The organism is Streptomyces sp. 840.1, from assembly GCF_003751445.1.
Lineage (GTDB): Bacteria > Actinomycetota > Actinomycetes > Streptomycetales > Streptomycetaceae > Streptomyces.
On the sequence record NZ_RJUU01000001.1, the window covers coordinates 2,667,356 to 2,689,089 of the forward strand.

General features: G+C 69.7%; 17 protein-coding genes. 11 read left to right on the plus strand and 6 right to left on the minus strand.

Annotation, left to right across the window (positions count from 1 at the left end):
• From nhaA to EDD93_RS12245, 3 genes are all read right to left on the minus strand, one after another.
• Positions 1 to 1,404, minus strand: coding sequence for a Na+/H+ antiporter NhaA (gene nhaA, locus EDD93_RS12235; protein ID WP_123525184.1), 1,404 nt, complete (start codon positions 1,402 to 1,404; stop codon positions 1 to 3).
• A 324-nt stretch (positions 1,405 to 1,728) separates the two neighbouring features.
• Positions 1,729 to 3,726, minus strand: a complete 1,998-nt coding sequence (gene acs, locus EDD93_RS12240; RefSeq protein ID WP_123525185.1) for an acetate--CoA ligase — start codon at positions 3,724 to 3,726, stop codon at positions 1,729 to 1,731.
• A 194-nt stretch (positions 3,727 to 3,920) separates the two neighbouring features.
• Positions 3,921 to 6,881, minus strand: a complete 2,961-nt coding sequence (locus EDD93_RS12245) for a bifunctional SulP family inorganic anion transporter/carbonic anhydrase (protein WP_123525186.1) — start codon at positions 6,879 to 6,881, stop codon at positions 3,921 to 3,923.
• A gap of 293 nt (positions 6,882 to 7,174) precedes the next feature.
• On the opposite strand from EDD93_RS12245, the gene EDD93_RS12250 reads away from it, so the two are divergent.
• The gene (locus EDD93_RS12250) at positions 7,175 to 8,569 is read left to right on the plus strand and encodes a hypothetical protein (RefSeq protein ID WP_185092289.1); all 1,395 of its coding nucleotides are present in this window, start codon (positions 7,175 to 7,177) and stop codon (positions 8,567 to 8,569) included.
• 103 nt (positions 8,570 to 8,672) lie between these two features.
• On the opposite strand, the gene EDD93_RS12255 is transcribed toward EDD93_RS12250, so the two are convergent.
• Positions 8,673 to 9,668: an ATP-binding protein gene (locus EDD93_RS12255; RefSeq protein WP_123525187.1), complete on the minus strand. Its 996-nt coding sequence runs from the start codon at positions 9,666 to 9,668 to the stop codon at positions 8,673 to 8,675.
• A 102-nt stretch (positions 9,669 to 9,770) separates the two neighbouring features.
• On the opposite strand from EDD93_RS12255, the gene EDD93_RS12260 reads away from it, so the two are divergent.
• Entirely contained in the window at positions 9,771 to 10,595 is an 825-nt protein-coding gene (locus EDD93_RS12260) for an oxidoreductase (RefSeq protein ID WP_123525188.1), read from the plus strand.
• 591 nt (positions 10,596 to 11,186) lie between these two features.
• Here the strand turns inward: EDD93_RS12260 and EDD93_RS12265 are convergent.
• Positions 11,187 to 12,026 carry an HAD family phosphatase gene (locus EDD93_RS12265; protein WP_123525189.1) on the minus strand — a complete coding sequence of 280 codons (840 nt, stop codon included), beginning with the start codon at positions 12,024 to 12,026 and terminating at the stop codon, positions 11,187 to 11,189.
• A 564-nt stretch (positions 12,027 to 12,590) separates the two neighbouring features.
• Between EDD93_RS12265 and ssd the strand changes: the two genes are divergently transcribed.
• The 7 genes from ssd to EDD93_RS12300 all read left to right on the plus strand — a co-directional run bounded on the left by ssd (position 12,591) and on the right by EDD93_RS12300 (position 17,720).
• Complete coding sequence (gene ssd, locus EDD93_RS12270; protein WP_260255912.1) at positions 12,591 to 13,652, plus strand: septum site-determining protein Ssd; 1,062 nt, start codon at positions 12,591 to 12,593, stop codon at positions 13,650 to 13,652.
• Positions 13,649 to 14,797: a TadA family conjugal transfer-associated ATPase gene (locus EDD93_RS12275; RefSeq protein ID WP_123525191.1), complete on the plus strand. Its 1,149-nt coding sequence runs from the start codon at positions 13,649 to 13,651 to the stop codon at positions 14,795 to 14,797. The genes ssd and EDD93_RS12275 overlap by 4 nt, the downstream gene beginning before the upstream one ends.
• A gap of 20 nt (positions 14,798 to 14,817) precedes the next feature.
• Entirely contained in the window at positions 14,818 to 15,675 is an 858-nt protein-coding gene (locus tag EDD93_RS12280) for a type II secretion system F family protein (RefSeq protein ID WP_123527718.1), read from the plus strand.
• Positions 15,672 to 16,517, plus strand: coding sequence for a type II secretion system F family protein (locus EDD93_RS12285; protein ID WP_398903437.1), 846 nt, complete (start codon positions 15,672 to 15,674; stop codon positions 16,515 to 16,517). The genes EDD93_RS12280 and EDD93_RS12285 overlap by 4 nt, the downstream gene beginning before the upstream one ends.
• 81 nt (positions 16,518 to 16,598) lie before the next feature.
• On the plus strand, positions 16,599 to 16,799 hold the full coding sequence (locus EDD93_RS12290) for a DUF4244 domain-containing protein (protein WP_123525192.1): 201 nt from the start codon (positions 16,599 to 16,601) through the stop codon (positions 16,797 to 16,799).
• A 73-nt stretch (positions 16,800 to 16,872) separates the two neighbouring features.
• Positions 16,873 to 17,202, plus strand: a complete 330-nt coding sequence (locus EDD93_RS12295) for a TadE family type IV pilus minor pilin (RefSeq protein WP_123527719.1) — start codon at positions 16,873 to 16,875, stop codon at positions 17,200 to 17,202.
• Positions 17,202 to 17,720, plus strand: coding sequence for an Rv3654c family TadE-like protein (locus tag EDD93_RS12300; RefSeq protein WP_123525193.1), 519 nt, complete (start codon positions 17,202 to 17,204; stop codon positions 17,718 to 17,720). Before EDD93_RS12295 ends, EDD93_RS12300 begins: the two co-directional genes overlap by 1 nt.
• Here the strand turns inward: EDD93_RS12300 and EDD93_RS12305 are convergent.
• Positions 17,608 to 20,139 (minus strand): DEAD/DEAH box helicase, encoded by a 2,532-nt coding sequence (locus EDD93_RS12305; RefSeq protein WP_260255701.1) that lies wholly within the window; start codon positions 20,137 to 20,139, stop codon positions 17,608 to 17,610. The two genes, EDD93_RS12300 and EDD93_RS12305, sit on opposite strands and share 113 nt — an antisense overlap.
• Positions 20,140 to 20,217: 78 nt before the next feature.
• Between EDD93_RS12305 and EDD93_RS12310 the strand changes: the two genes are divergently transcribed.
• Together EDD93_RS12310 and EDD93_RS12315 are read left to right on the plus strand one after the other, a co-directional pair.
• Positions 20,218 to 20,571: an STAS domain-containing protein gene (locus tag EDD93_RS12310; protein ID WP_003967428.1), complete on the plus strand. Its 354-nt coding sequence runs from the start codon at positions 20,218 to 20,220 to the stop codon at positions 20,569 to 20,571.
• 652 nt (positions 20,572 to 21,223) lie between these two features.
• On the plus strand, positions 21,224 to 21,697 hold the full coding sequence (locus EDD93_RS12315; RefSeq protein ID WP_123525195.1) for an ATP-binding protein: 474 nt from the start codon (positions 21,224 to 21,226) through the stop codon (positions 21,695 to 21,697).
• The last annotated feature ends 37 nt before the right edge of the window (positions 21,698 to 21,734 follow it).

Below are 21,734 nucleotides of genomic sequence, written 5' to 3' on the forward strand. Positions count from 1 at the left end.
TCATGCCGGACTGTCCGGCTTGTTGCTCGCTGCCCCCGCCAGTTGGGCAAGGCGGCGGTGCTCCGCCGCCTTCTTCTCGTGGATCGCGGCCATCCGCAGGTGGTACTCCGGATCGTCCTGTTCATAGACGTCCGGTACCCCGGATTCGTCCTCGTCGAGCTCCTCCGCGTCCGTGAGCGCCCGGTATCTGCGTACCCGGAGTTTGAGCAGTACACCGGAGAGTACGGCGGCGATCAGGGAGCCGAGCAGAACCGACGCCTTGATCTCGTTGATCATCTCGTCGTCGGTGAAGGCGAGCTCGCCGATCAGCAGCGAGACGGTGAAGCCGATTCCGGCGAGCGAGGCGACCGCGAAGACATCGGCCCAGGCCAGCTCCTTGTTCAGCTCCGCCCTGGTGAACCGGGTGGCGAGCCACGTACCGCCGAAGATCCCGATCGTCTTGCCGACGACCAGTCCCAGTACGACACCGAGCGTCTCGGGCCGGGTGAACACGCCGGCCACCGCGCCGCCGGAGAGCGAGACCCCGGCCGAGAAGAGCGCGAACAGCGGTACGGCGAAACCTGCCGACAGCGGGCGGATCAGGTGCTCGACGCGTTCACCGGGGGAGCGCTCCTCCCCTTCGCGCCTGGTGCAGCGCAGCATCAGCCCCATCGCGACACCGGCGATGGTGGCGTGGACGCCGCTGTTGTACATCAGCCCCCAGATGACCAGGGCGAGCGGCACATAGACGTACCAGCCCCGCACGTTCAGGCGCAGCAGCAGGTAGAAGACGGCCAGGCCGACGAAGGCACCGATGAGCGCGATGAAGTTGATGTTCTCGGTGAAGAAGACGGCGATGATCAGGATTGCGAACAGGTCGTCGACAACGGCGAGGGTCAGCAGGAACGCACGGAGTGCCGACGGCAGCGAGGTACCGATGACCGCGAGGACGGCGAGCGCGAAGGCGATGTCGGTCGCCGTGGGGACGGCCCAGCCGCTGGTGGAGCCGGAGCCGAACACCGTCACCAGGGTGTAGACGACCGCGGGCACGGCCATGCCGCAGAGCGCGGCGACGACCGGGAGGGCGGCGGCCTTCGGGTCGCGCAGTTCACCCGCGACGAGTTCGCGCTTGAGCTCGACCCCGGCGACGAAGAAGAAGATCGCGAGCAGTCCGTCGGCCGCCCAGTGCGCCACGGAAAGGTGCAGACCGAGGGCCTCGGGCCCGAAGTGGAAGTGGCTGACCGTCGTGTAGCTCGATCCGAAGGTGTTCGCCCAGATCAGCGCCGCCACCGCGGCGACCAGCAGGATGACTCCGCCGACGGTCTCGGTACGCAGTGCTTCGGTGAGGAAATTCCGCTCCGGGAGCGACTGGCGTCCCAGGAAGGTGCGGCGGGGGGAGGGGGGTGCGGGGTTGGGCGCGGCCACGAGAGAGGACCTCCGGGTCGGTACGGCAGCGACGGCATGGCTGATGCACTTGCCGACCAGACTTCCCGGCACACCCTTTGGAGATTGTTCCTGTCATGTTGTTTGACCAGCTGCCACTGTACCCGGGGCGGGGTGTGCGGGGCCGTGAGCGGTGATTCTCACCAGTGGTGATCTTCACCCTAAATGCCCGAAGGGCATCCGGCGCGCTGCCGGATGCCCTTCGAAGAACTCGGTCCCGAGCCGCTCAGTCGTCAGTACTCAGCCCTCAGTAGCCCTGAGTTCTCAGTAGCCCTGAGTCCTCAGTGGCCCTGAGTCCTCAGCCGCTCAGTCCTCGGAGGCGGACGAGGGGAGCTGGGTCTGGATGAGATCCATGACGGAGGAGTCGGTGAGCGTGGTGACGTCTCCGAGCTCCCTGTTCTCGGCGACGTCGCGAAGGAGGCGCCGCATGATCTTGCCGGAGCGGGTCTTGGGCAGTTCCGCCACCGGCAGGACGCGCTTCGGCTTGGCGATCGGGCCGAGCGTGGTGCCGACGTGGTTGCGCAGCTCCGCGACCAGTTCCTCGGAGGCGGTCGCCGTGCCGCGCAGAATGACGAACGCGACGATGGACTGTCCGGTCGTCTCGTCGGCCGCACCGACCACGGCGGCCTCGGCGACGGCCGGGTGCGACACGAGTGCCGATTCGACCTCGGTGGTCGAGATGTTGTGCCCGGATACGAGCATGACGTCGTCGACCCGGCCGAGGAGCCAGATGTCGCCGTCCTCGTCCTTCTTGGCACCGTCGCCCGCGAAGTACTTGCCCTCGAAGCGCGACCAGTAGGTGTCGAGGAACCGCTGGTCGTCGCCCCAGATGGTGCGGAGCATGGAGGGCCACGGCTCGGTGAGGACGAGGTAGCCGCCCCCGCCGTCCGGGACCTCGCGGGCCTCGTCGTCGACGACGGTCGCGGAGATGCCCGGCAGTGCGCGCTGGGCGCTGCCCGGCTTGGTGGCCGTGACTCCGGGAAGCGGCGAGATCATCATCGCGCCGGTCTCGGTCTGCCACCAGGTGTCCACGATGGGGCAGGTGTCGGCGCCGATGTGCTTGCGGTACCACATCCAGGCCTCGGGGTTGATCGGCTCACCGACCGAACCCAGGACTCGGAGACTGCTCAGGTCGAACTTGGCGGGGATGTCGTCTCCCCACTTCATGAACGTCCGGATCGCGGTCGGCGCGGTGTAGAGGATGCTCACGCCGTACTTCTGGACGATCTCCCAGAAGCGCCCCTGGTGCGGGGTGTCGGGCGTGCCCTCGTACATCACCTGCGTCGCACCGTTGGCGAGGGGCCCGTAGACGATGTAGGAGTGTCCGGTCACCCAGCCGATGTCGGCGGTGCACCAGTAGACATCCGTCTCCGGCTTGAGGTCGAAGACCGCGTGGTGGGTGTAGGCCGCCTGCGTGAGGTAGCCGCCGGAGGTGTGCAGGATGCCCTTCGGCTTCCCGGTGGTGCCCGAGGTGTAGAGGATGAACAGCGGCTGCTCGGCCTCGAACGCCTCGGGGGTGTGCTCGGTGGACTGGCGTGCGGTGATCTCGTGCCACCACACGTCGCGGCCCTCGGTCCACGCGGTGTCCTGGCCGGTGCGCCGGACGACGAGGACGTGCTTGACGCTCTCGATGCGGGACACGGCGTCGTCGACCGCGGGCTTGAGCGCGGAGGGCTTGCCGCGGCGATATCCGCCGTCGGAGGTGATGACGACCTTCGCGTCCGCGTCCTGGATGCGGGTGGCGATGGCGTCGGCGGAGAAGCCGCCGAAGACCACCGAGTGGGCGGCGCCGATCCGGGCGCAGGCCAGCATCGCGACGGCGGCCTCGGGGATCATCGGCAGGTAGACGGCTACCCGGTCGCCCTTGCCGACACCGAGTTCGGTCAGCGCGTTGGCGGCGCGGGAGACCTCGTCCTTCAGTTCCGCGTAGGTGATGGCACGGCTGTCGCCGGGCTCGCCCTCGAAGTGGATGGCGACCCGGTCGCCGTTGCCCGCCTCGACGTGGCGGTCCACGCAGTTGTACGCGACGTTGAGCTTGCCGTCCGCGAACCACTTCGCGAAGGGCGGGTTGCTCCAGTCGAGCGTTTCGGTCGGCTCCGTGGCCCAAGTCAGGCGGCGGGCCTGCTCGGCCCAGAAGCCCAGCCGGTCCGCATCGGCCTGCTCGTACGCCTCGGCTGTGACGTTGGCGTTCGCGGCCAGATCGGCAGGCGGTGCGAACCGCCGCTCCTCTTTGAGCAGGTTGGCCAGGCTTTCGTTGCTCACGACTTCTCCCATTCCCAGGGTGTCCGTTGTGTCCCGGGGCATAGCTCATCAGGCCAAAGGCCGGGTGACAAGTGTCTGCCGGGAATTGGTTTAGACCTGTGTTTCGTGTATGGAGGCACGGTCCCGCCTCCGCGGCGGGGTGGAGCAGAATGCCGGGGTGCCATGCGGTGGCGCAGGGTGCATGGCGCTGCGGAGGCGCGACCCACACGGTCTCACGGACCCGAGGCGTACCCGGTTCAGGCGCCGGTACGCGCCAACTCGGCCGGTTCATAGGGATCGTACGGAGCAGTCGGGCCGACCCGGTCGAAGACCTCGTCGAGCCCGTGGCCCTCGCCGATGCCCTCGGTCAGCAGATACGACTGGGCCTCGGCCACGTGGAAGTACATGCCGTGCAGCTGGAGTGTCCCTTCTGCGAGGCGTCGCGCCACCGATCCATGGGCCCGGAGATGGTCCAGTTGCTGGACGACATTGGTGAGACAGAGCTGCTCCACCTCGTCGGCGGGCAGCCGGCCGGAGATCCGTGCCCAGGCGTGCCGTTTGGAGGCCATCCGCCGCAGGCTGGGCACACCGTGCCGCAGCCAGCGCCACAGCGGGGTGTCCGGGGTGTCGGGCCCCGCGCCGAGCAGGGCGTTCATCGCGCCGCAGCCGGAGTGTCCGCAGATGGTGATGGACTCCACGCCCAGCACATCCACCGCGTACTCGATCGCCGCACCCACCGAGTCGTCAGCTCTCTCGGAGTGCGGTGGCGGCACCAGATTCCCGATGTTCCGTACCGTGAACAGGTCACCTGGACCACTTGCCGTGATCATGCTCGTCACCAGACGGGAGTCCGCGCAGGTGATGAACAGCTGCGAGGGGCGCTGACCCTCCCTGGCCAGTCGTGCCAGCTCCTCACGAACCAGGGGCGCCGTATTGCGCTGGAAGGAGCTGAGGCCGCTGACAAGTCGCTGTCCGCCCGTTTTGCGTGCTGGGGCGGCATCGTGATCGGGCGTGTAGTCGGTTGAACGGGCGGTGGGCTGCTGGGGGTCCGCGTGGGGGAGTCCATCGGGGGCGATGCCGGTGAGGTCGGCGCCGCTCGTGTGGCTCGTGCCGCCCGAGCTGTGTGTGTTGTCCGTGCTGCTCGTGCTGTCCATGTCGTCCGTCGGGGGTGGGGCGGGAGTGGGCGCCAGATGGAGTGGTGCGAGGTGGTGTGGCGGATGCTGGAGCGGGGCGGAGCCGTCCGTCGCGCTCGTGGCGGAGAGGGCGAGCGCGGCGGCAGCGGGGGTAGCGGCGGGGTCGGGGGCGGGGCGTCCGGCAGGCTCGGTGGCTCCGGATCGGCCTGCGGTTTCGGTGACGTCTGCGGCCTCGGCGGCCTCGGTGGTCCGGCTGGCCTCGGCGGATGTGATGGGTTCGCAAGACGTGGCGGATGCGGCGGGCTCGGTGGTGGTGCCGGGGATGTGGCGGGCATGGCCGAAGACAGTGAAGGGCACATGCTCGGGCCGGTCGTGGCAGTGGTGGTTGCGCCAGGGTGTCCAGGGGCGGCAGCAGGAGTGGGCCGCGGAGGCCGGCTCGGCGATCCGGCCGCCGGACCTGTCGGTGAAGACGACCCGGCCGCCGTGAGCGGCATGGGCATTGCTCCAGTCCTGGATCATCTCGTAGGCGGCGTGGTCGATGAAGAAGCCGTCCAGCTCGACGAGTACGTCCGCGTCCTGGGGCAGTTGGCCCAGGGTCCGATTGAGTCGTGGTACCGCCAGGAACGTCAACTGGCCCCGTACGGCCACCAGATGCCGGCCGTCCTGTTGCGTCACGGTGATCCTGGTCCGCGCCAGTCGGTGCAGGGCGACCGCCACCGCCACCGCGATCCCGATGGCCACGCCCTTGAGGACACCGAAGAGGAGCACTCCGGTGATCGTCGCCCCGTACACCAGGAATTCCCGGTGCCTGTGGACGTTACGGATGTGCGCGAAGTTCACCATCTGGATGCCGACCACCATGACGAGCGCGCCGAGGGCGGCCAGTGGGATCCACTCCAGTGCGGTGACCAGCAGACCGGTGGCGAGCAGCACCCAGACGCCATGCAGCACGGTCGAGGCGCGGCTGGTCGCCCCGGCTCGTACATTCGCCGAACTGCGCACCGCGCCGCCGGAGACAGCCAGTCCGCCCAACAGCCCCGACACGGTGTTGGCGATGCCTTGCGCGCGCAGTTCCCGGTCGAGATCGGAGCGTTTGACGGGGGGTGAGGTCGCCGGGCCCGAGCCGGGCTCGGGAGGATCGCTCGCGTGCCCGCCGCCCCGTTCGACGGCCGGTACGGTCGACCTGTCGCTGCTCCGGTCGGCCGTCAGCTTGTCCACGGCGACGGCCGCGAGCAGGGATTCCAGGCTTGCCACCAGCATCATGGTGAACACTGCTGTGGCCAGGCCCAGTACGGGCCCTTGTGGCATCTCCGGCAGGGCGTGCGAACGCCATGACGGCAGGTCGACCCGCGCGATCGACGGTGCCGCGAAGGCTGCCACGGCAGTGGCGACGGCCACGGACACCAGGGCCGCCGGGACCCGCCGCATGATGCGGCCGGGCCGTCCCGGCATCCGGGGCCACAGCACCAGAATCACGATGGTCAGAGCGCCGATCAGCGGTGCGGCGGGGCTCACCTCTGCCAATCGGGCCGGCAGCGTGAGTGCGTTGGAGACGGCTGAGCTCTCCGGTGAACCGCCCAGCACGATGTGCAGTTGGGCGAGCGCGATGGCCACGCCGATGCCGGCGAGCGTGCCGTGCACGATGGCTGGGCTGACGGCGAGCGCGCTCCGGGCGGCCCGCAGCGAGCCGAGCAGGATCTGCAGCAGACCGGCGCCGATGGTGATCGCGCAGGTGGTGCGCCAGCCATAGACCTGGATCAACTCGGCTGTCACCACGGTCAGTCCGGCGGAAGGCCCGGAGACCTGGAGCGGGGTGCCTCCGAGCAGGCCGGCGACGATTCCGCCGACTGCGGCGGAGATGAGGCCTGCTTCCAGGGGGGCATCCATGGCGACGGCCAGGCCGAGCGACATGGGGATGGCTAGAAGGAAGACAGTGATCGATGCGGACACATCGGCGCCCGCGATACGGAATCGTCCGCCGCGATGCGGCGGTGGCGGGCTGTGAGGTCGCTTGATCCCCGATGAACGGGGAGGTCGCGAGCTGCGGGATGAGTGGTCATGACGAGTGGGGACGCAGGCAGACATGTTTCCCGTCTCCTCCGGGGCAGCGCGGTCGCGGAACGTGGGACGCGGCCGTGGGTCACGGCGTGCAGCGGCGGGATATCTCAACTCTCGGTAAATAGATCGTAATGGAGAGTAAAGATCTGTGTCCACGATTGAGGGCAAATGGGCTATCTAACCACCCATTCCAGTGAATAGGCAGCTTTTCATTCGGCCTGTCGCCCGAATTTGTGTGCTGTGCGTGCGACTTTGACCGCGCCGTGTCGGCACGTCAGCGCAATCAGACCTGCAAGGAAGAGAAGGAAGAGGGTGGGCGGATGTTGGCCGCCACGAAGAGGATCGCCGTGGGCGTGATGGCCGTCGCGCTGGTCGCGGGAGTGGCCGGCTGCTCCGGATCGACCCACGGTTCGGGCACATCCGGGCCTGTTGCAGCGAACGGTGCGGCCGGCGGAGCCGAGAAGGGCGCGGCCGGGACCGAGAAGAAGGCCGCCGGTGCGGCCCCCAAGAGTGCGTTCCGGCTCATCGGTGACGGTTCCACGGCCTTCACCGGCGCCCAGCCGAAGCAGCCCGCTGTGCAACGCCTGGCCCCGGGGCAGAAGCCCCCGCAGTTCGTGGTGTTCTCGTGGGACGGCGCGGGGGAGGACAGCCAGCAGCTCTTCTCGCACTTCCGTGAGGTGGGCAAGAAGTACGACGCGACCATGTCGTACTTCCTGAGCGGCGTGTATCTGCTGCCGGAGGCCAAGCGGGAGCTCTACGACCCGCCCAAGCACAACGCCGGCAGTTCCGACATCGGCTTCAACGACACCAAGGGAATCCGGGACACCCTCACCCAGGTCCGCGGCGCCTGGCTCGACGGCAACGAGATCGGCACCCACTTCAACGGCCACTTCTGCGGCAAGGACGGCGGAGTGGGGACCTGGTCCGTCGCCGAGTGGAAGAGCGAGATCAACCAGGCGAAGTCCTTCGTGAAGGGCTGGAAGTCGAACGATCCCGAGCTCAAGAGCATGAAGCCCCTGCCCTTCGACTACGACAAGGAACTCATCGGCGGTCGCACTCCCTGCCTGGAGGGGCAGAAGAACATGGTGACGGCCGCCCGCTCGATGGGCTTCCGCTACGACTCCAGCGGCGTCAACGATCAGGTCTGGCCGAAGAAGAAGAGCGGCATCTGGGACCTCTCGATGCAGCTCGTCCCGGTGCCGGGGCGCGAGTTCGAGACCCTTTCCATGGACTACAACTTCATGTTCAACCAGTCCGGCACGACGCAGGGCGACCCGGACCAGCACGAGTACTGGGGCAACCAGATGCGGGACGGCCTGCTCCAGGCCTTCGACCGCTCGTACGACGGAAACCGCGCCCCGCTGATCATCGGCAACCACTTCGAATCCTGGAACGGCGGCACGTACATGCGCGCCATCGAGGAGACGATCAAGACAGTCTGCACCAAGGAGGGCGTGCGTTGTGTGTCCTTCAAGCAGTTGGCTGACTGGCTGGACGCACAGGATCCAGCGACCCTCGCGAAGCTCAGCACACTGAAGGTCGGACAGGAGCCCACGAAGAGCTGGACAGCCTTCCTCGGTGAGGCCGCGAACCCCGTCAAGGACAAGGGCAAGGACAAGGACAAGGACAAGGGCAAGGACAAGGGCAAGGATCAGGTCCAGAGCAAGGCACAGGAGCAGGACAAGGCCGCCGAGAAGGCGCCCGCCGGGCACTGACGACGGAGGCCTGCCGGTGCCGGACGGACCGGAGCCGCTCCGTCCGGCACCGGCAGGCCATGTGCGGAGCGCCCGTACCGGCATCGGCCGGGGCGTCGTCCGGTCAGACCGGCTGGGCCGCCCCGGTCCGGGCGCAGTGCTCGTCGAGCACGAATGCGGGGTCCACCTGGGCGGCCAGGTCGGCCCCCGTCTTCTCGTTGCCCCAGCTCTCCGCGTTCTTCAGATGGAAATGCACCATCTGCCGTGTGTAGCGCTCCCAGTCGCGCTGTTCGTATGAATCCTCGGCAGCGTTCTGCAGGGCTTGCAGCGCCATCCGGTTGTCGGCCTCCAGCAGCTCGAAGCGGGCTGGCCGACCCTTCTCCATGGACCGCACCCAGTCGGAGTGGCCGACCGTGACCAGCAGGTCGTCGCCCACTTCGGCCCGCAGGAACTCCAGGTCGTCCTCGCCCTGCACCTTGTTTCCGACGACCTTCAGCGCGACTCCGAAGTCACGCGCGTACTCCTTGTACTGCCGGTAGACCGAGACTCCCTTGCGGGTCGGCTCCGCGACCAGGAACGTCATGTCGAAGCGGGTGAACATTCCCGAGGCAAAGGAGTCCGAGCCGGCGGTCATGTCGACAACGACATACTCCTCCGGGCCGTCGACGAGATGGTTGAGGCAGAGCTCGACCGCGCCGACCTTGGAGTGGTAACAGGCCACCCCAAGATCCGACTCGGTGAACGGGCCGGTGGCCATCAGCCGGATGTCCCCGTCGTCGAGCCCGACCGTGCGGGCGCACGCGTCGTAGATCGGGTTGTCCTCGTTCACGCGGAGCAGCCGTGAGCCCTCGCCGGGCGGCGTGGTCTTGATCATCGTCTCGACGGAGGCGATGCGAGGGTTGCTACCGCGCAGATACTCCTTGATCAGAGGCAGCTGCGCTCCCATGGCGGGCAGCGCGGCGGCCTCGTCCTCGTCGAGGCCGAGCGCGGCCCCGAGATGCTGGTTGATGTCGGCGTCCACCGCGACGACGTGGGCCTCATTGGCGGCAAGGTGGCGGATGAAGAGCGAGGACAACGTGGTCTTGCCGCTGCCGCCCTTCCCTACGAAAGCGATCTTCATGTTCACCTAGCGTAGTAGGTCGATCGCTATCCGTTGTCTAACTTCGTGAAGAAGGCCACTCCGTAGAGGTAGGCGCGCAGGGGGCGCGTAGCCTCGCTACTTATGAGTACGACTTCCTCGGACCCGCTCGCCACCCTGGGCACGCTGCCGGGCGTGACGGACGCGGTGGACTCCGTACGCAAGGCTGTCGACCGCGTTTACGGTCACCGCGTCATGCGCCGCCGCAGCAATGAGGTCACCTCGGAGGCGGCCCTGCGGGGCGCCCGCGGGTCGGCCGCGCTCTCCGGCGCCGACTGGAACCTGGAAGAGGTGCGCCGGCGTACCGACTTCACCGGAGACAGCGAGGCGCGTGTGGTCGGAGCCGCTCTGCGGTTGACCGCCGAGGCGGGCCAGCTGCTCTCCATCTGGCGGCAGTCGCCGTTGCGGGTGTTGGCGAGGCTGCATCTGGTCGCGGCAGGGGGTGCGGCGCCGGAGGACGCCGTCGGGCGGCCCCGGCTGGCGGGTGAGCCGGTGCACGAGCCGCTGATCGAAGCGTCCTTGCCCGATGCCGATGAGGTGGCGGGTCGGCTGGAAGGGCTCAGCGGGCTCATTCTTTCGGGGAGTGAGGCGCCGGCTCTGGTGACGGCCGCGGTCGTGCACGGCGAGCTGCTGGCGCTGCGTCCCTTCGGTTCGTACAACGGTCTGGTCGCGCGGACCGCCGAGCGGATCGTGCTGATCGGGAGCGGGCTCGACCCCAAGTCGATCTGCCCGGCAGAGGTTGGCCATGCCGAGCAGGGGCGGGCGGCGTACGTAGCGGCCTTCGAGGGTTATCTGTCGGGAACACCGGACGGCATGGCGGCCTGGATCGCGCACTGCGGGCGGGCGGCGGAGCTCGGCGTCCGGGAGTCGACGGCGGTCTGCGAAGCGCTCCAGCGTGGCGCCGCGTAAGAAACCGCGTGGCCGGCTGTCGGAGCGGTGGGGTGCAGGGGCGTGACTTTGCGGCCACGGACCAGGCGGTCCAGAAGGCCTGGATGGGTTCGCTGCCCGGCAGCACTTCGTGAAATGGGTTGCGGCGGTACCGTCCTCGGTACCGCCGCTGGCATGTCCACCCAGTTACCAAGCGTCCTCGATATATGCCCATCAGGTCGGGTACTTTGCCCGTTCCTGGTGCGGCTGGCCCGTAATCGACGGGTCGACGTCGCGTGGGTGCCCGGTTTTCATGCGCGGTCCGTGGGGCCTTGTCTGCGTTAACAGGTCATCCTCACGGATGTCCTTGGTCTCGCGGGCCGTTGAGTCCTTTGTACTCCAGGGGCCGGATGAGCGGTAGTGGTGGCGACACTTCTTTACTTTTGGGTTCAATTACGGACGAGTCGGTTCAATCGGTTATGCAGGCAATTCGTGTAGCGGCGATGGCGGTGCGCGGCCGACTCCCCGGGCGTCCGGGGCGTCCGATGCGTACGAGGTGATCGGCTGCCCGGTTTGCCGGGGCGGGGTGTCCGGCATCCGGGCCGCCGACGGCGGAGTCGGGAGCGGGCTCGGTCATGCCGAGGCCGCAGCGGTACGTCGGCGTGCGGCGTACCAGACGAGGCCGGCGGTGACTGCGGCCGCGCCGACTGCTGCGGCAGCCAAGAGTGCGGGGCGCGGCGGCAGCGAGAAGGTGGGAAGTCGCTGCTTGAGCCGGACCGGGCGGTCGAAGACGAGAATCGGCCACTCCCGGAGAGTCGCCTCGCGGCGTAGAGCGCGGTCAGGATTCACCGCGTGCGGATGGCCGACGGACTCCAGCATCGGCACATCGGTCGCGGAGTCGCTGTAGGCGTAGCAGCGAGCGAGGTCGTATCCCTCGGACACGGCGAGGGCCTTCACGGCCTCCGCCTTGGTCGGCCCGTACGCGTAGTACTCCACCTCGCCGGTGAAGCAGCCGTCGTCACCGACGACCATGCGCGTGGCGACGACGCGGTCGGCCCCGAGCAGTTCACCGATCGGTTCGACGACTTCGGCGCCGGAGGTCGAGACGATGACCACATCGCGTCCCGCGGTGTGATGTTCCTCGATGAGCGTCGCCGCTTCGTCGTAGATGATCGGGTCGATCAGATCGTGCAGGGTCTCGGCAACAATTTCCTTCACCTGCTGGACGTTCCAGCCTTTGCAGAGCGCCGATAGATACTCGCGCATCCGCTCCATCTGGTCATGATCTGCGCCCCCGGCAAGGAACACGAACTGTGCGTACGCAGTGCGCAGTACGGCGCGGCGGTTGATCAGCCCGCCTTGGTAGAAGGACTTGCTGAAGGTCAGTGTCGAAGACTTCGCAATGACCGTCTTGTCCAGGTCAAAGAAGGCTGCTGTGCGCGGCAAGAAGCAGTTTTCCACAAGGCAGAGCATAGGGGCCCACCATTCGGCGTAAACTCCGGCGCGTGGGTTTGCCTGAGAAGGTGCTCGGGTACACCATGGAAGTCACGGATCGTTCGCGACCGTGCTAACCCGGTCCGGCTCCTCCCCCCCCCGAGTCGGCCGTGGGGACGACCCCCGCTCTCCCCCCCGGCGGGGGTCGTCGCATGTCCGGACGCGTTTCTGTCGCTCGGAATCGAGCATTTCTCCCCTTTCTCGGCCGTTGCGGCCGACCTCTCGATGACTTCCATCAGCATGCACCGTCACAGTGTGTGAGGGAAGGGCCGCTCTCGGAAGTCGCCGGTTCGAGGGACGGAGATATTCACAAGGGCAGAGTTGTCCACAGTTTTTGAGCAAGATCCACACGATTTCCTGAAGCGCTGCACCGTGATTCCACCCGTGAAGTCCACGGGTTCCGGAATCACCGTTCTCGGCACGCTCCGAGATCGCCGCGAACCGCGGTGAAGGTGAGTGAAGAAGGGGGCTGAGATCGTGGCTGAATCCAGCGCACGGGATCGTTTGCAGGCCGTCGGGCCCAAGCGGGGCGGACCGCTGATCGTGACCGAGGATGTGGATCTGCTCGACGACCTGCTGAGGCTGTGTGCGGCCGCCGGTGCGGAGCCCGAGGTCCATCACACGCTGCCGGACCGGCGGGGCAGCTGGGAGCGGGCTCCCATGGTTCTCGTCGGGGACGACGCGGCGCAACGCTGCCGTGGGGCGGTCCGCCGGCGAGGTGTGATGCTCGTCGGGCGGGACCAGGACGCACCCGACGTCTGGCGCCGAGCCGTGGAGATCGGGGCCGAATACGTGCTGCGGCTGCCCGATTCGGAGAACTGGCTGGTCGATCAGATCGCCAATGCCACGGAAGGTGTCGGCAGGCCGGCACTCACCGTCGGGGTGATCGGCGGCCGGGGTGGCGCCGGTGCGTCCACGCTTGCCTGCGCGCTCGCGGTGACCGCGGCGAGGAGCGGTCGGCGGACCATGCTGATCGACGGTGACCCACTGGGCGGCGGCATCGATGTGCTGCTCGGAGGTGAACGTGCGGAGGGTATGAGGTGGCCTGATTTCGCCCATTCCAAGGGGCGAGTCGGCGGCGGCGCCCTGGAGGAGTCGCTGCCCGCGCTGCACGGGCTGCGGGTGCTCAGCTGGGGCCGCGACGACTGGGTGGTCATCCCGCCGCAGGCGATGCAGGCGGTCCTGGCTGCGGCGCGGAGGCTCGGTGGGGTGGTGGTCGTCGATCTGCCGCGTCGTGTCGACGAGGCGGTGGCCGAGGCTCTTGCCCAACTGGATCTCGGGCTTGTGGTGGTGCCCGGGGAGCTGCGGGCCGTCGCGGCAGCGAAACGCGTGGCGTCGATGGCGGGGATGGTGCTCGACGACATCCGGGTGGTGGCGCGCGGGCCGTACGCGTCAGGCCTCGACGAACAGTGGGTGGCGCACGCCATGGGGCTGCCACTGGCCGGCGAACTCCCTTTGGAGCACGGTTTGCTGGCTGAACAGGACGCGGGGGAACCGCCCGGCGGGAGCGCCCGCGGGCCGCTTGCCAGGTTCTGTTCGGCCTTCTGGGACCGGGTGTTCGCAGGTGAAGGCGTCGCAGGTCCCGCTGCCGGAGGTGCCTCATGACAGAGGCGCTGCTCGACGCCGTTAGGCAGCGGCTGGCGCAGAGTGGAGCGGCGCCGACCCCGGCCGGGGTCGCGGCCGCGCTGCGGGCACAGGGCCGACTGCTCGGGGACGCCGAAGTCCTGCGTGCGGCCGATGAGTTGCGCGGAGAACTGATCGGGGCCGGGGTGCTGGAGCCCCTGCTCGCGGATCCGGCGGTCACCGATGTGCTCGTGTCCGCGCCCGACCGGGTCTGGGTGGATCGGGGCCGCGGCCTCGAACTCACCGGGGTGACCTTCGCCGACACGGCGGCGGTGCGCAGGCTCGCACAGCGGCTCGCCGCCGTGGCGGGGCGGCGACTGGACGACGCCAGGCCCTGGGTGGACGCGCGGCTTCCGGACGGGACACGCATGCACGCGGTGCTGCCGCCTGTGTCGGTCGGATCGACCTGTCTGTCGTTGCGGGTGGTCCGGCCCAAGGCCTTCTCACTGGGCGAACTGGTCGCGGCAGGGACGGTTCCACCGGGTGGCGACCGGGTGTTGCGTGCGCTGGTGGAGGCCCGGGTCTCCTACCTCATCAGCGGGGGGACGGGCGCGGGGAAGACGACGCTCCTCGCGAGTCTGCTGGGCTTGGTGGGGGAGCGGGAGCGGATCGTGCTCGCCGAGGACTCCGCCGAGTTGCATCCGGACCATCCGCACGTCGTACGGCTGGAATCGCGTCCCGCCAACCAGGAGGGCGCCGGGCGGGTGACGCTCCGGGACCTGGTGCGACAGGCCCTGCGCATGAGGCCCGACCGGCTGGTGGTCGGGGAGGTGCGAGGGGCGGAAGTAACGGAGTTGCTGGCTGCTCTGAATACCGGCCATGAGGGCGGCTCAGGAACGGTTCACGCGAACGCGGCCGAGCATGTCCCGGCCCGGCTGGAGGCGTTGGGGACAGCGGCGGGGCTGGACCGGACGGCACTTCACAGCCAGTTGGCCGCGGCGCTGTCCGTCGTGGTTCATCTCGCACGGGACCGGGCCGGGCGGCGCCGGATCGCCGAGATCCAGGTGCTGGAACGGGATGCGGCGGGGCTCGTGGTGACCGTGCCGGCACTGCGGTGGAGTGCGGACGGATTCGAGCGGGAGCGGGGCTGGGAGCGGCTGCGGTCACTGATCGGGGGTGAGCTGTGACCGGCGGCGCGGAGGTGGGGATGCCGGAGGCAGTGCGCGCGGCGGCGCTGTGCGCGGGGGCGGCGGCATGGCTGGTGGTGGCCGGTCGGGATCAAGGGAGGCGGAGAGCAAAGGTGTTGCTGGCCGTGGAGGCTGCGGAATCACCCCTGGGGGAGCGCTGGGACTGCGGCCGGAGGCGGCTCAAGGTGTGGCTGATGGGGCGCCGCGAGTTGCTGTGCCTGCCGGTGGCTCTGGTTCTGGGGGTCCTCGGTGAGTCGTGGCTGCCGCTGGCTGCGGGGGCGGCAGCGGTGCCACTGGTGCGGCGATGGCTGCGGAGAAGGGAGTTACGCAAGGGCCGGGAGCGGCGGGTCGACGGGGTGGTGTCTCTGTGCGGTGCGGTGGTGGGTGAGTTGAGGGCCGGCCGTGAACCGGGGCAGGCGCTGCTCGTCGCTGTTCGGGGGACGGGGGTGCTGGGAGTGGCCGAGGCGGGGGTTTCGGCGGCGGCGCAGTTCGGGGGCGATGTCCCGGGAGCACTGAGGCAGGCGGCGGGCGAACCGGGCCTGGACGGGCTCGCGGGAATGGCCGCCTGCTGGCGGGTGGCGGTGGACGGCGGGGCCGGACTCGCGGCCGGTCTGGACCGGCTGGAGAGCGCGTTGCGGGCCGAGCGCCGGCGTAGGGAGGACCTGCGGGCGCAACTGGCCGGGGCGTGGGCGACGGTCGCGGTGCTGGCTCTGTTGCCGGTGCTGGGCATGGGGCTTGGTGCCGCGCTCGGCGCAGAGCCGTTGAGGGTGCTGCTGCACAGTACGGCCGGGTTGGTCTGCCTGGTGACGGGTGGAGCGCTGGAGGCGGCGGGTCTGCTCTGGGCCGGTCGGATCGTCCGGGCGGGAGAAGCCCTGTGAGCGCGGGGGTCGGTGACGTCGCCCACCGGGTGGGGGCTGTCGCGTTGGCGGCTTGGGTGTGCACCCAGTTGGTGCTCGCCCTGAGCCGTCGACGGACGGGGCGGCGGGTGCGGCGCAGGGGAGCGGTGTTTCTGGCGGTGGACGAGCGGGCAGCGGTGGGTCCTCGCGGCGGGGTCAGGGCTGTCGGCCGGGTCCCGCGACGGATCGGGCGGCTGGTGGCAGGTGTTCCGGCGGGACAGTGGGCGGCGGCGCTGGGTGCCGTGTCGGCGGGCTGGGTTCTGCTGGGCGGCCTCTTGGGCTGGGCGGTTGGCCTGGTGGCGGGGTACGGCGCCTGGCGGTGGCAGCGGGCTCGGCCGGGAAAGGCGCCGCGCGCAGCGGCTCGGGAGGCGGTGAATGCCGCGGAGGCCGTACGCCGGCTTCCGCTGGCCGCTGACCTGTTGGCAGCCTGCATCTTCGTCGGGGCCGGTCCGCGAGAGGCGGCGGAGGCGGTGGGTGAGTCGCTGGGCGGGCCGGTCGGTGAGCAACTGGCCCGGACGGCGGCGGAGATCCGGCTCGGCGGGGACCCCGCCGTCGCCTGGGGGAGGTTCGGGGAGATACCGGGCGCTGCCGAGCTGGCCCGTTGCCTGGATCGGGCCGCCGCGACCGGCGCTCCGGCGGCGGAGCCGGTTTCCCGGCTGGCCGAAGCGATGCGGGCCGAGCGGTCCAGCGCGGCGGTGGCGCGTGCGCAGAGAGCCGGCGTCCTGATCACCGCGCCCGTCGGGCTCTGCTTCCTTCCCGCTTTTCTCACGGTGGGGGTGGCGCCCGTGGTGATCGGTCTGGCGACGGGGCTGCTGAACCACTGACGCACCAAAAGAGCCCAAATGCGATGAGTGCCTCAATTAGTAGCTCGATTTCAGCAGAAAACTGTCTCATGGGGGTTTGAAATGAAACGCAAAGTAACGGTTTGGGTGCGGAGTCTGGTACGCGCGGCTCGGGCGGACAGCGGAATGACGACGTCCGAATACGCGGTGGGGACGATCGCCGCCTGTGCGTTCGCTGCGGTGCTCTACAAGGTGGTCACCAGTGCACCGGTCATGGCGCAGTTGCAATCACTGCTGAAGGACGCTCTCGATGCGAAGTTCTGACAGCGGCGCAGCAGTGGCGTCGGATCCCGGGGAACGATCGGGGCGGGTGGGGCCGGGGGGCGACAGTGGAGCGGTGACGGCGGAGGCCGCCATGGTGATTCCGGTGCTGGTGGTGTTCACCCTCGCCCTGGTGTGGGCCCTGATGGCCTCGTCGGCCCAGATCCGGTGCGTGGACGCGGCCAGGGCCGGTGCGCGAGCGGCGGCCCGCTCCGAGCCGGAGGCCCAGGTGCGGGAGGCCGCCCTTTCGGCGGCGCCGGACCGTGCGGGGGTCGACGTGCGACGTGACGGGGCGCTGTGGCGGGTCCGGGTGACCGCGCCGACCCCGGGCCCCGGGGGCCTGGGCGTCACGCTGAGAGCGGAGGCCGTGGCGTCTGCCGAGGACACGGTGGGGGCGGCGCCGTGATGCGGGCGGGGCGGCGGGTGCCGGACGTGTGGCTGCAGGGCCTCTGCGCGCGCTACAGGGGCCGCGAGAGGCGGGACCGGGGGCTGGCCACTGTCTGGGCTGCGGTGGCCACGGTGACGCTGTGCACGGTGTTTGCCGTGGTGCTGGCGCTCGGGCAGGTGGTGGTGGCCCGGCACCGGGCCGGAGGCGCGGCCGACCTGGCGGCCCTGGCGGCGGCTGACCGGGCCTTGGACGGAGCAACGGCGGCCTGCCGGGCGGCCCAGCAGGTTGCCGGGGCGCAGGGGGCGCAAGTGGTGCGGTGCGCCGTGCAGGGGGAGATCGCCGATGTGGTGGCCCGGGTGCGTGTGGGTCCCTACGCCCCGAAGGTCAGGTCCCGGGCAGGGCCGGCGACTGCGGTTCCTGTGGCTACGGGGCCGTCGGGGGGCCCGGAGCGCTCGGCGAGTCCGGGGAGCCCGGAGGGGCGTGCGGTTCGGGGTGCTCGGATTGCTCGGGAGGTGCCGATCGGAGGAGCTCGGTGAGCAGGCGCACCGCGCCGCGTTTGTGCAGCGGTTCGTTGCCGTTGCCGCACTTCGGGGACTGGATGCAGGACGGGCACCCCGCATCGCACTCGCAGGAGGCGATGGCCTGACGCGTGGCGGTCAGCCAGCCGCGCGCGGTGTGGAAGGCGCGTTCGGAGAACCCGGCACCGCCGGGGTGGCCGTCGTACACGAAGACCGTCGGCAGCAGGGTGTCCGGATGCAGCGGTACGGACACGCCGCCGATGTCCCAGCGGTCGCAGGTGGCGAAGAGCGGCAGCATCCCGATCGACGCGTGCTCGGCGGCGTGCAGCGCGCCGCCCAGGATCTCCGGGTTGATCCGGGCGGAGTCGAGCTGGTCCTGGGTGACCGTCCACCACACGGCGCGGGTGCGCAGGGTGCGGGGCGGAAGGTCCAGTTTGGTCTCGCCCAGCACCTCACCGCTGATCAGCTTGCGACGCAGGAAGGAGACGACCTGGTTGGTGACCTCCACGGAGCCGTAGCAGAGCCGCCCGTCGCCCCACGGGACCTCGGTGTCGGTCTCCAGGACGGCGATGGCGGTCGTGTCGCGTGCCGTCGTGGAGTACGGCGGACTCGCCTCCTCGACCAGTGCCGCCGAGTCGTCGAGGTCCAGCTTGCGGACCAGATACGTGCGGCCCTGATGGAGGTGGACGGCGCCCTCGTGGACGGCGGTGTGGGCGGCGGACTCGTCGACGGTGCCAAGCAGCCGCCCGGTGCCCTCCTCGACGATCTGGACGGGGCGGCCGCCCTCGCCCCGGATGTCGGTAAGGTCGGCGGCCCGTTCGCGCCGGGTCCAGTGCCAGCCCGACGCCCGTCTGCGGAGCAGCTTCGCGGATTCCAGCTGCGGCAGCAGGCCGGTGGCGGCGGGGCCGAAGAGGGCCAGGTCGGGTTCGGTGAGCGGCAGCTCCGCCGCGGCGGCACACAGATGGGGGGCCAGGACGTACGGGTTGTCAGGATCGAGGACGGTCGACTCCACGGGCTGCTGGAACAGCGCCTCGGGGTGGTGGACGAGGAAGGTGTCCAGCGGGTCGTCGCGGGCCACCAGGATGGCGAGGGCGCCCTGTCCCGCGCGTCCCGCACGGCCGGCCTGCTGCCAAAGCGAAGCCCTCGTGCCGGGGTAGCCCGCTATGACGACGGCGTCCAGGCCGGAGACGTCGATGCCGAGCTCGAGGGCGGTCGTGGCGGCCAGGCCGAGCAGCTGACCGGAGTGCAGGGCGCGTTCCAGGGCTCGGCGCTCCTCGGGGAGATAGCCCCCGCGGTAGGCGGCCACGCGGGCGGGCAGGGAGCGGTCGATCTCGGCGAGGCGTTCCTTGGCGATGACGGAGATGAGCTCGGCGCCCCGCCGGGAGCGTACGAAGGCGACCGAGCGCACACCCTGCACGGTGAGGTCGGTGAGCAGGTCCGCGGTCTCCGCCGTGGCGGTGCGGCGCACGGGAGCACCCTTCTCGCCGTGCAGCTCGGTCAGGGGCGGCTCCCACAGGGCGAAGACCAGTTCGCCGCGCGGGGAGGCGTCATCGGCGACCTCGACGACCGGGAGGCCGGTGAGGCGGCCCGCCGCGGCCGAGGGCTCGGCCGCGGTGGCGGAGGCCAGGAGGAACACGGGATCGGCGCCGTAACGGGCGCACAGGCGGCGGAGCCGGCGCACCACCTGGGCGACGTGGGAGCCGAAGACACCCCGGTAGGTGTGGCACTCATCGATGACGACGTAGCGCAGGGCGCGCAGGAAGGAGGACCAGCGGGGATGGGACGGGAGTATCCCGCGGTGCAGCATGTCCGGGTTGGTGAGGACGTAGTTGGCGTACTGGCGTACCCACTCGCGTTCCTCTACGGGGGTGTCGCCGTCGTAGACCGCAGGACGGATCGCGTTGCCCAGCGGGGTCGCGAGTTCCTTCACCGAGCGCCTCTGGTCGGCGGCCAGGGCCTTGGTGGGCGCGAGGTAGAGGGCGGTCGTGCCACGGCCGTTAGGTGCCTCGGAGCCGTCCAGGAGGGCGCTGAGGACCGGGGCGAGGTAGGCCAGCGACTTGCCGGAGGCGGTGCCGGTGGCGATGACGACCGACTCGCCGTCCAGCGCGTGCTCCGCAGCTGCCGCCTGATGGGCCCAGGGGTGATCGATTCCGGCGCGCTGGATGGCCGCGATCACTTCTGGGCGGATGCGATCGGGCCAGACCGCATGAGTTCCCGTACGCGGGGGCAGGTGCTCCGTATGAGTGATGCGCGCAGCCCGGTCCGCCCTTGCGGCGAGCCGGTCGAGGACCACGTCCGGAGAGGGGCGGGAACCCCCGCTCTCGGGCGGTCGACTGGGGCGGTGATTCTTGGCCATCGGCACCGAGTGTGTCACTGGCGAGGCGGACAATGGTCCCAAGGCGTCGTGCATGGCAGCTGGTAAGTGATTGAATGCCATCGCGGCTGGCGATCCGTCCCCTGGCTCCGCCGGGGAGACCGAGGGGCGACCGCTCGATAGCAAGGTGCTGGAGGATCCGTGGACCTGTCCTTGTCGACTCGCAATGTGTCCGGCCCTGGTGGCGACCGTACGGTCGTCGAGGTCGGTGGCGAGATTGATGTGTATACCGCGCCCAAGCTGCGCGAGCAGTTGGTCGAGTTGGTGAATGACGGCAGCTACCACTTGGTTGTCGACATGGAAGGCGTCGACTTTCTCGACTCCACCGGCCTCGGCGTGCTCGTGGGCGGCTTGAAGCGTGTGCGGGCCCATGAGGGCTCGTTGCGCCTGGTCTGCAACCAGGAGCGCATTCTCAAGATTTTCAGGATCACCGGTCTCACCAAGGTGTTCCCGATTCACACCACGGTCGATGAGGCCGTCGCGGCAACCGACTGACGGTCGGCTCGCGGTCGGACCGGCTCAAGGGCCGGTCCGGCGGTAGCGGTGCAGCCGGACCGGCGGGTGCCGTCGACAGCTTCGGAGGAAGACTGCCGAGGTTGTGACGGAGGCCTGTCGGACAGCCGATGATTCGGCTGTCCGACATCGGTACGACGTCAATCCTGACGTCGGCCCGTCACCCGTTCGGTGGTCGCCGGCTGATCTATTTTGCCGGTCTTATCGTCGGCCCGGTTGCTGGCCGGTCGCTCACGCGATCGGGTCAGCCGACGGTTGTCGGAGCCATCGGCTGCCGGATCAGCCATCGGCCCGGATCAGCTGCAAGCCGTCAGCTGTCAGCTGTCAGTCGTCAGCCGTCGGTCGGCAGATGTCGGAGCGGCCTTTGGGCGTCGGATCAGCCGTCAGCTGTCAGCTGTCAGCCGTCAGCCGTCAGCCGTCAGCCGTCAGCCGTCAGGATCGGCCGGCGGAGGTCGGGTCGGCGGTTGAACTTCGGCCGTACAACATCCGTCGGGCGGCTGTCCGGTGGATGCCGGGCAGATGCGTCGGCCGGCGGTTTCCGGTCGGTCGGCGGTGACCGGAGTATGAAGAGCCAGGAGAGCCGGGCCATCCGTCCGGTTCCTGGGTGCACACACGTACGTTCGAGGGGGATCGCATGGCCACCGTTGAACTCCGCTTCAGCGCCCAGCCCGAACACGTCAGGACGGCCCGCCTCGTGGCGGCTGCCGTGGCGCGCCGGGCCGGGGTCGACGAGGCAGTGCTCGACGAGGTCAGGCTCGCCGTGGGAGAGGCCTGCAGCCGCGCTGTCGGGCTGCATCGCAGCCATGGCATCACCGCCCCGGTCACGGTCGTCCTGATCGAGGAGGAGAAGTCCTTCTCCATCGAGGTCGGCGACGAGGTTCCGGGCCCGCGCGGCGACGGGTCCGTCACCGGCATGTCCGGACGCGCGGGCGACACGCCCGCCGTGGGGCCGGACGAGCCGGAACCCGATCCGGACGGCGACGGCGAGGACGAGATGGGCCTCGCGGTCATCAGCGGCCTGGTCGACGACGTGGAAGTCAGATCCGGCGCGGACGGCGGAGTCATCCGGATGAGCTGGCCGAAGACGCCGGCGACCGTACTGCGCTGAGCGCGGCGCGTCCCGGGGCGGTTCGGCCGGCCCGGTG

Bases quoted from the DNA above. Each gene is read 5' to 3' on its own strand.
- EDD93_RS12245 (WP_123525186.1), bottom strand. From the start codon at position 6,881: ATGTCTGCCTGCGTCCCCACTCGTCATGACCACTCATCCCGCAGCTCG.
- EDD93_RS12300 (WP_123525193.1), top strand. From the start codon at position 17,202: ATGCGGGCGGGGCGGCGGGTGCCGGACGTGTGGCTGCAGGGCCTCTGC.
- EDD93_RS12255 (WP_123525187.1), bottom strand. From the start codon at position 9,668: ATGAAGATCGCTTTCGTAGGGAAGGGCGGCAGCGGCAAGACCACGTTG.
- EDD93_RS12260 (WP_123525188.1), top strand. From the start codon at position 9,771: ATGAGTACGACTTCCTCGGACCCGCTCGCCACCCTGGGCACGCTGCCG.
- EDD93_RS12275 (WP_123525191.1), top strand. From the start codon at position 13,649: ATGACAGAGGCGCTGCTCGACGCCGTTAGGCAGCGGCTGGCGCAGAGT.
- EDD93_RS12290 (WP_123525192.1), top strand. From the start codon at position 16,599: ATGAAACGCAAAGTAACGGTTTGGGTGCGGAGTCTGGTACGCGCGGCT.
- EDD93_RS12315 (WP_123525195.1), top strand. From the start codon at position 21,224: ATGGCCACCGTTGAACTCCGCTTCAGCGCCCAGCCCGAACACGTCAGG.
- EDD93_RS12280 (WP_123527718.1), top strand. From the start codon at position 14,818: ATGCCGGAGGCAGTGCGCGCGGCGGCGCTGTGCGCGGGGGCGGCGGCA.
- EDD93_RS12305 (WP_260255701.1), bottom strand. From the start codon at position 20,139: ATGGCATTCAATCACTTACCAGCTGCCATGCACGACGCCTTGGGACCA.
- EDD93_RS12250 (WP_185092289.1), top strand. From the start codon at position 7,175: ATGTTGGCCGCCACGAAGAGGATCGCCGTGGGCGTGATGGCCGTCGCG.
- acs (WP_123525185.1), bottom strand. From the start codon at position 3,726: ATGCCCCGGGACACAACGGACACCCTGGGAATGGGAGAAGTCGTGAGC.
- EDD93_RS12265 (WP_123525189.1), bottom strand. From the start codon at position 12,026: ATGCTCTGCCTTGTGGAAAACTGCTTCTTGCCGCGCACAGCAGCCTTC.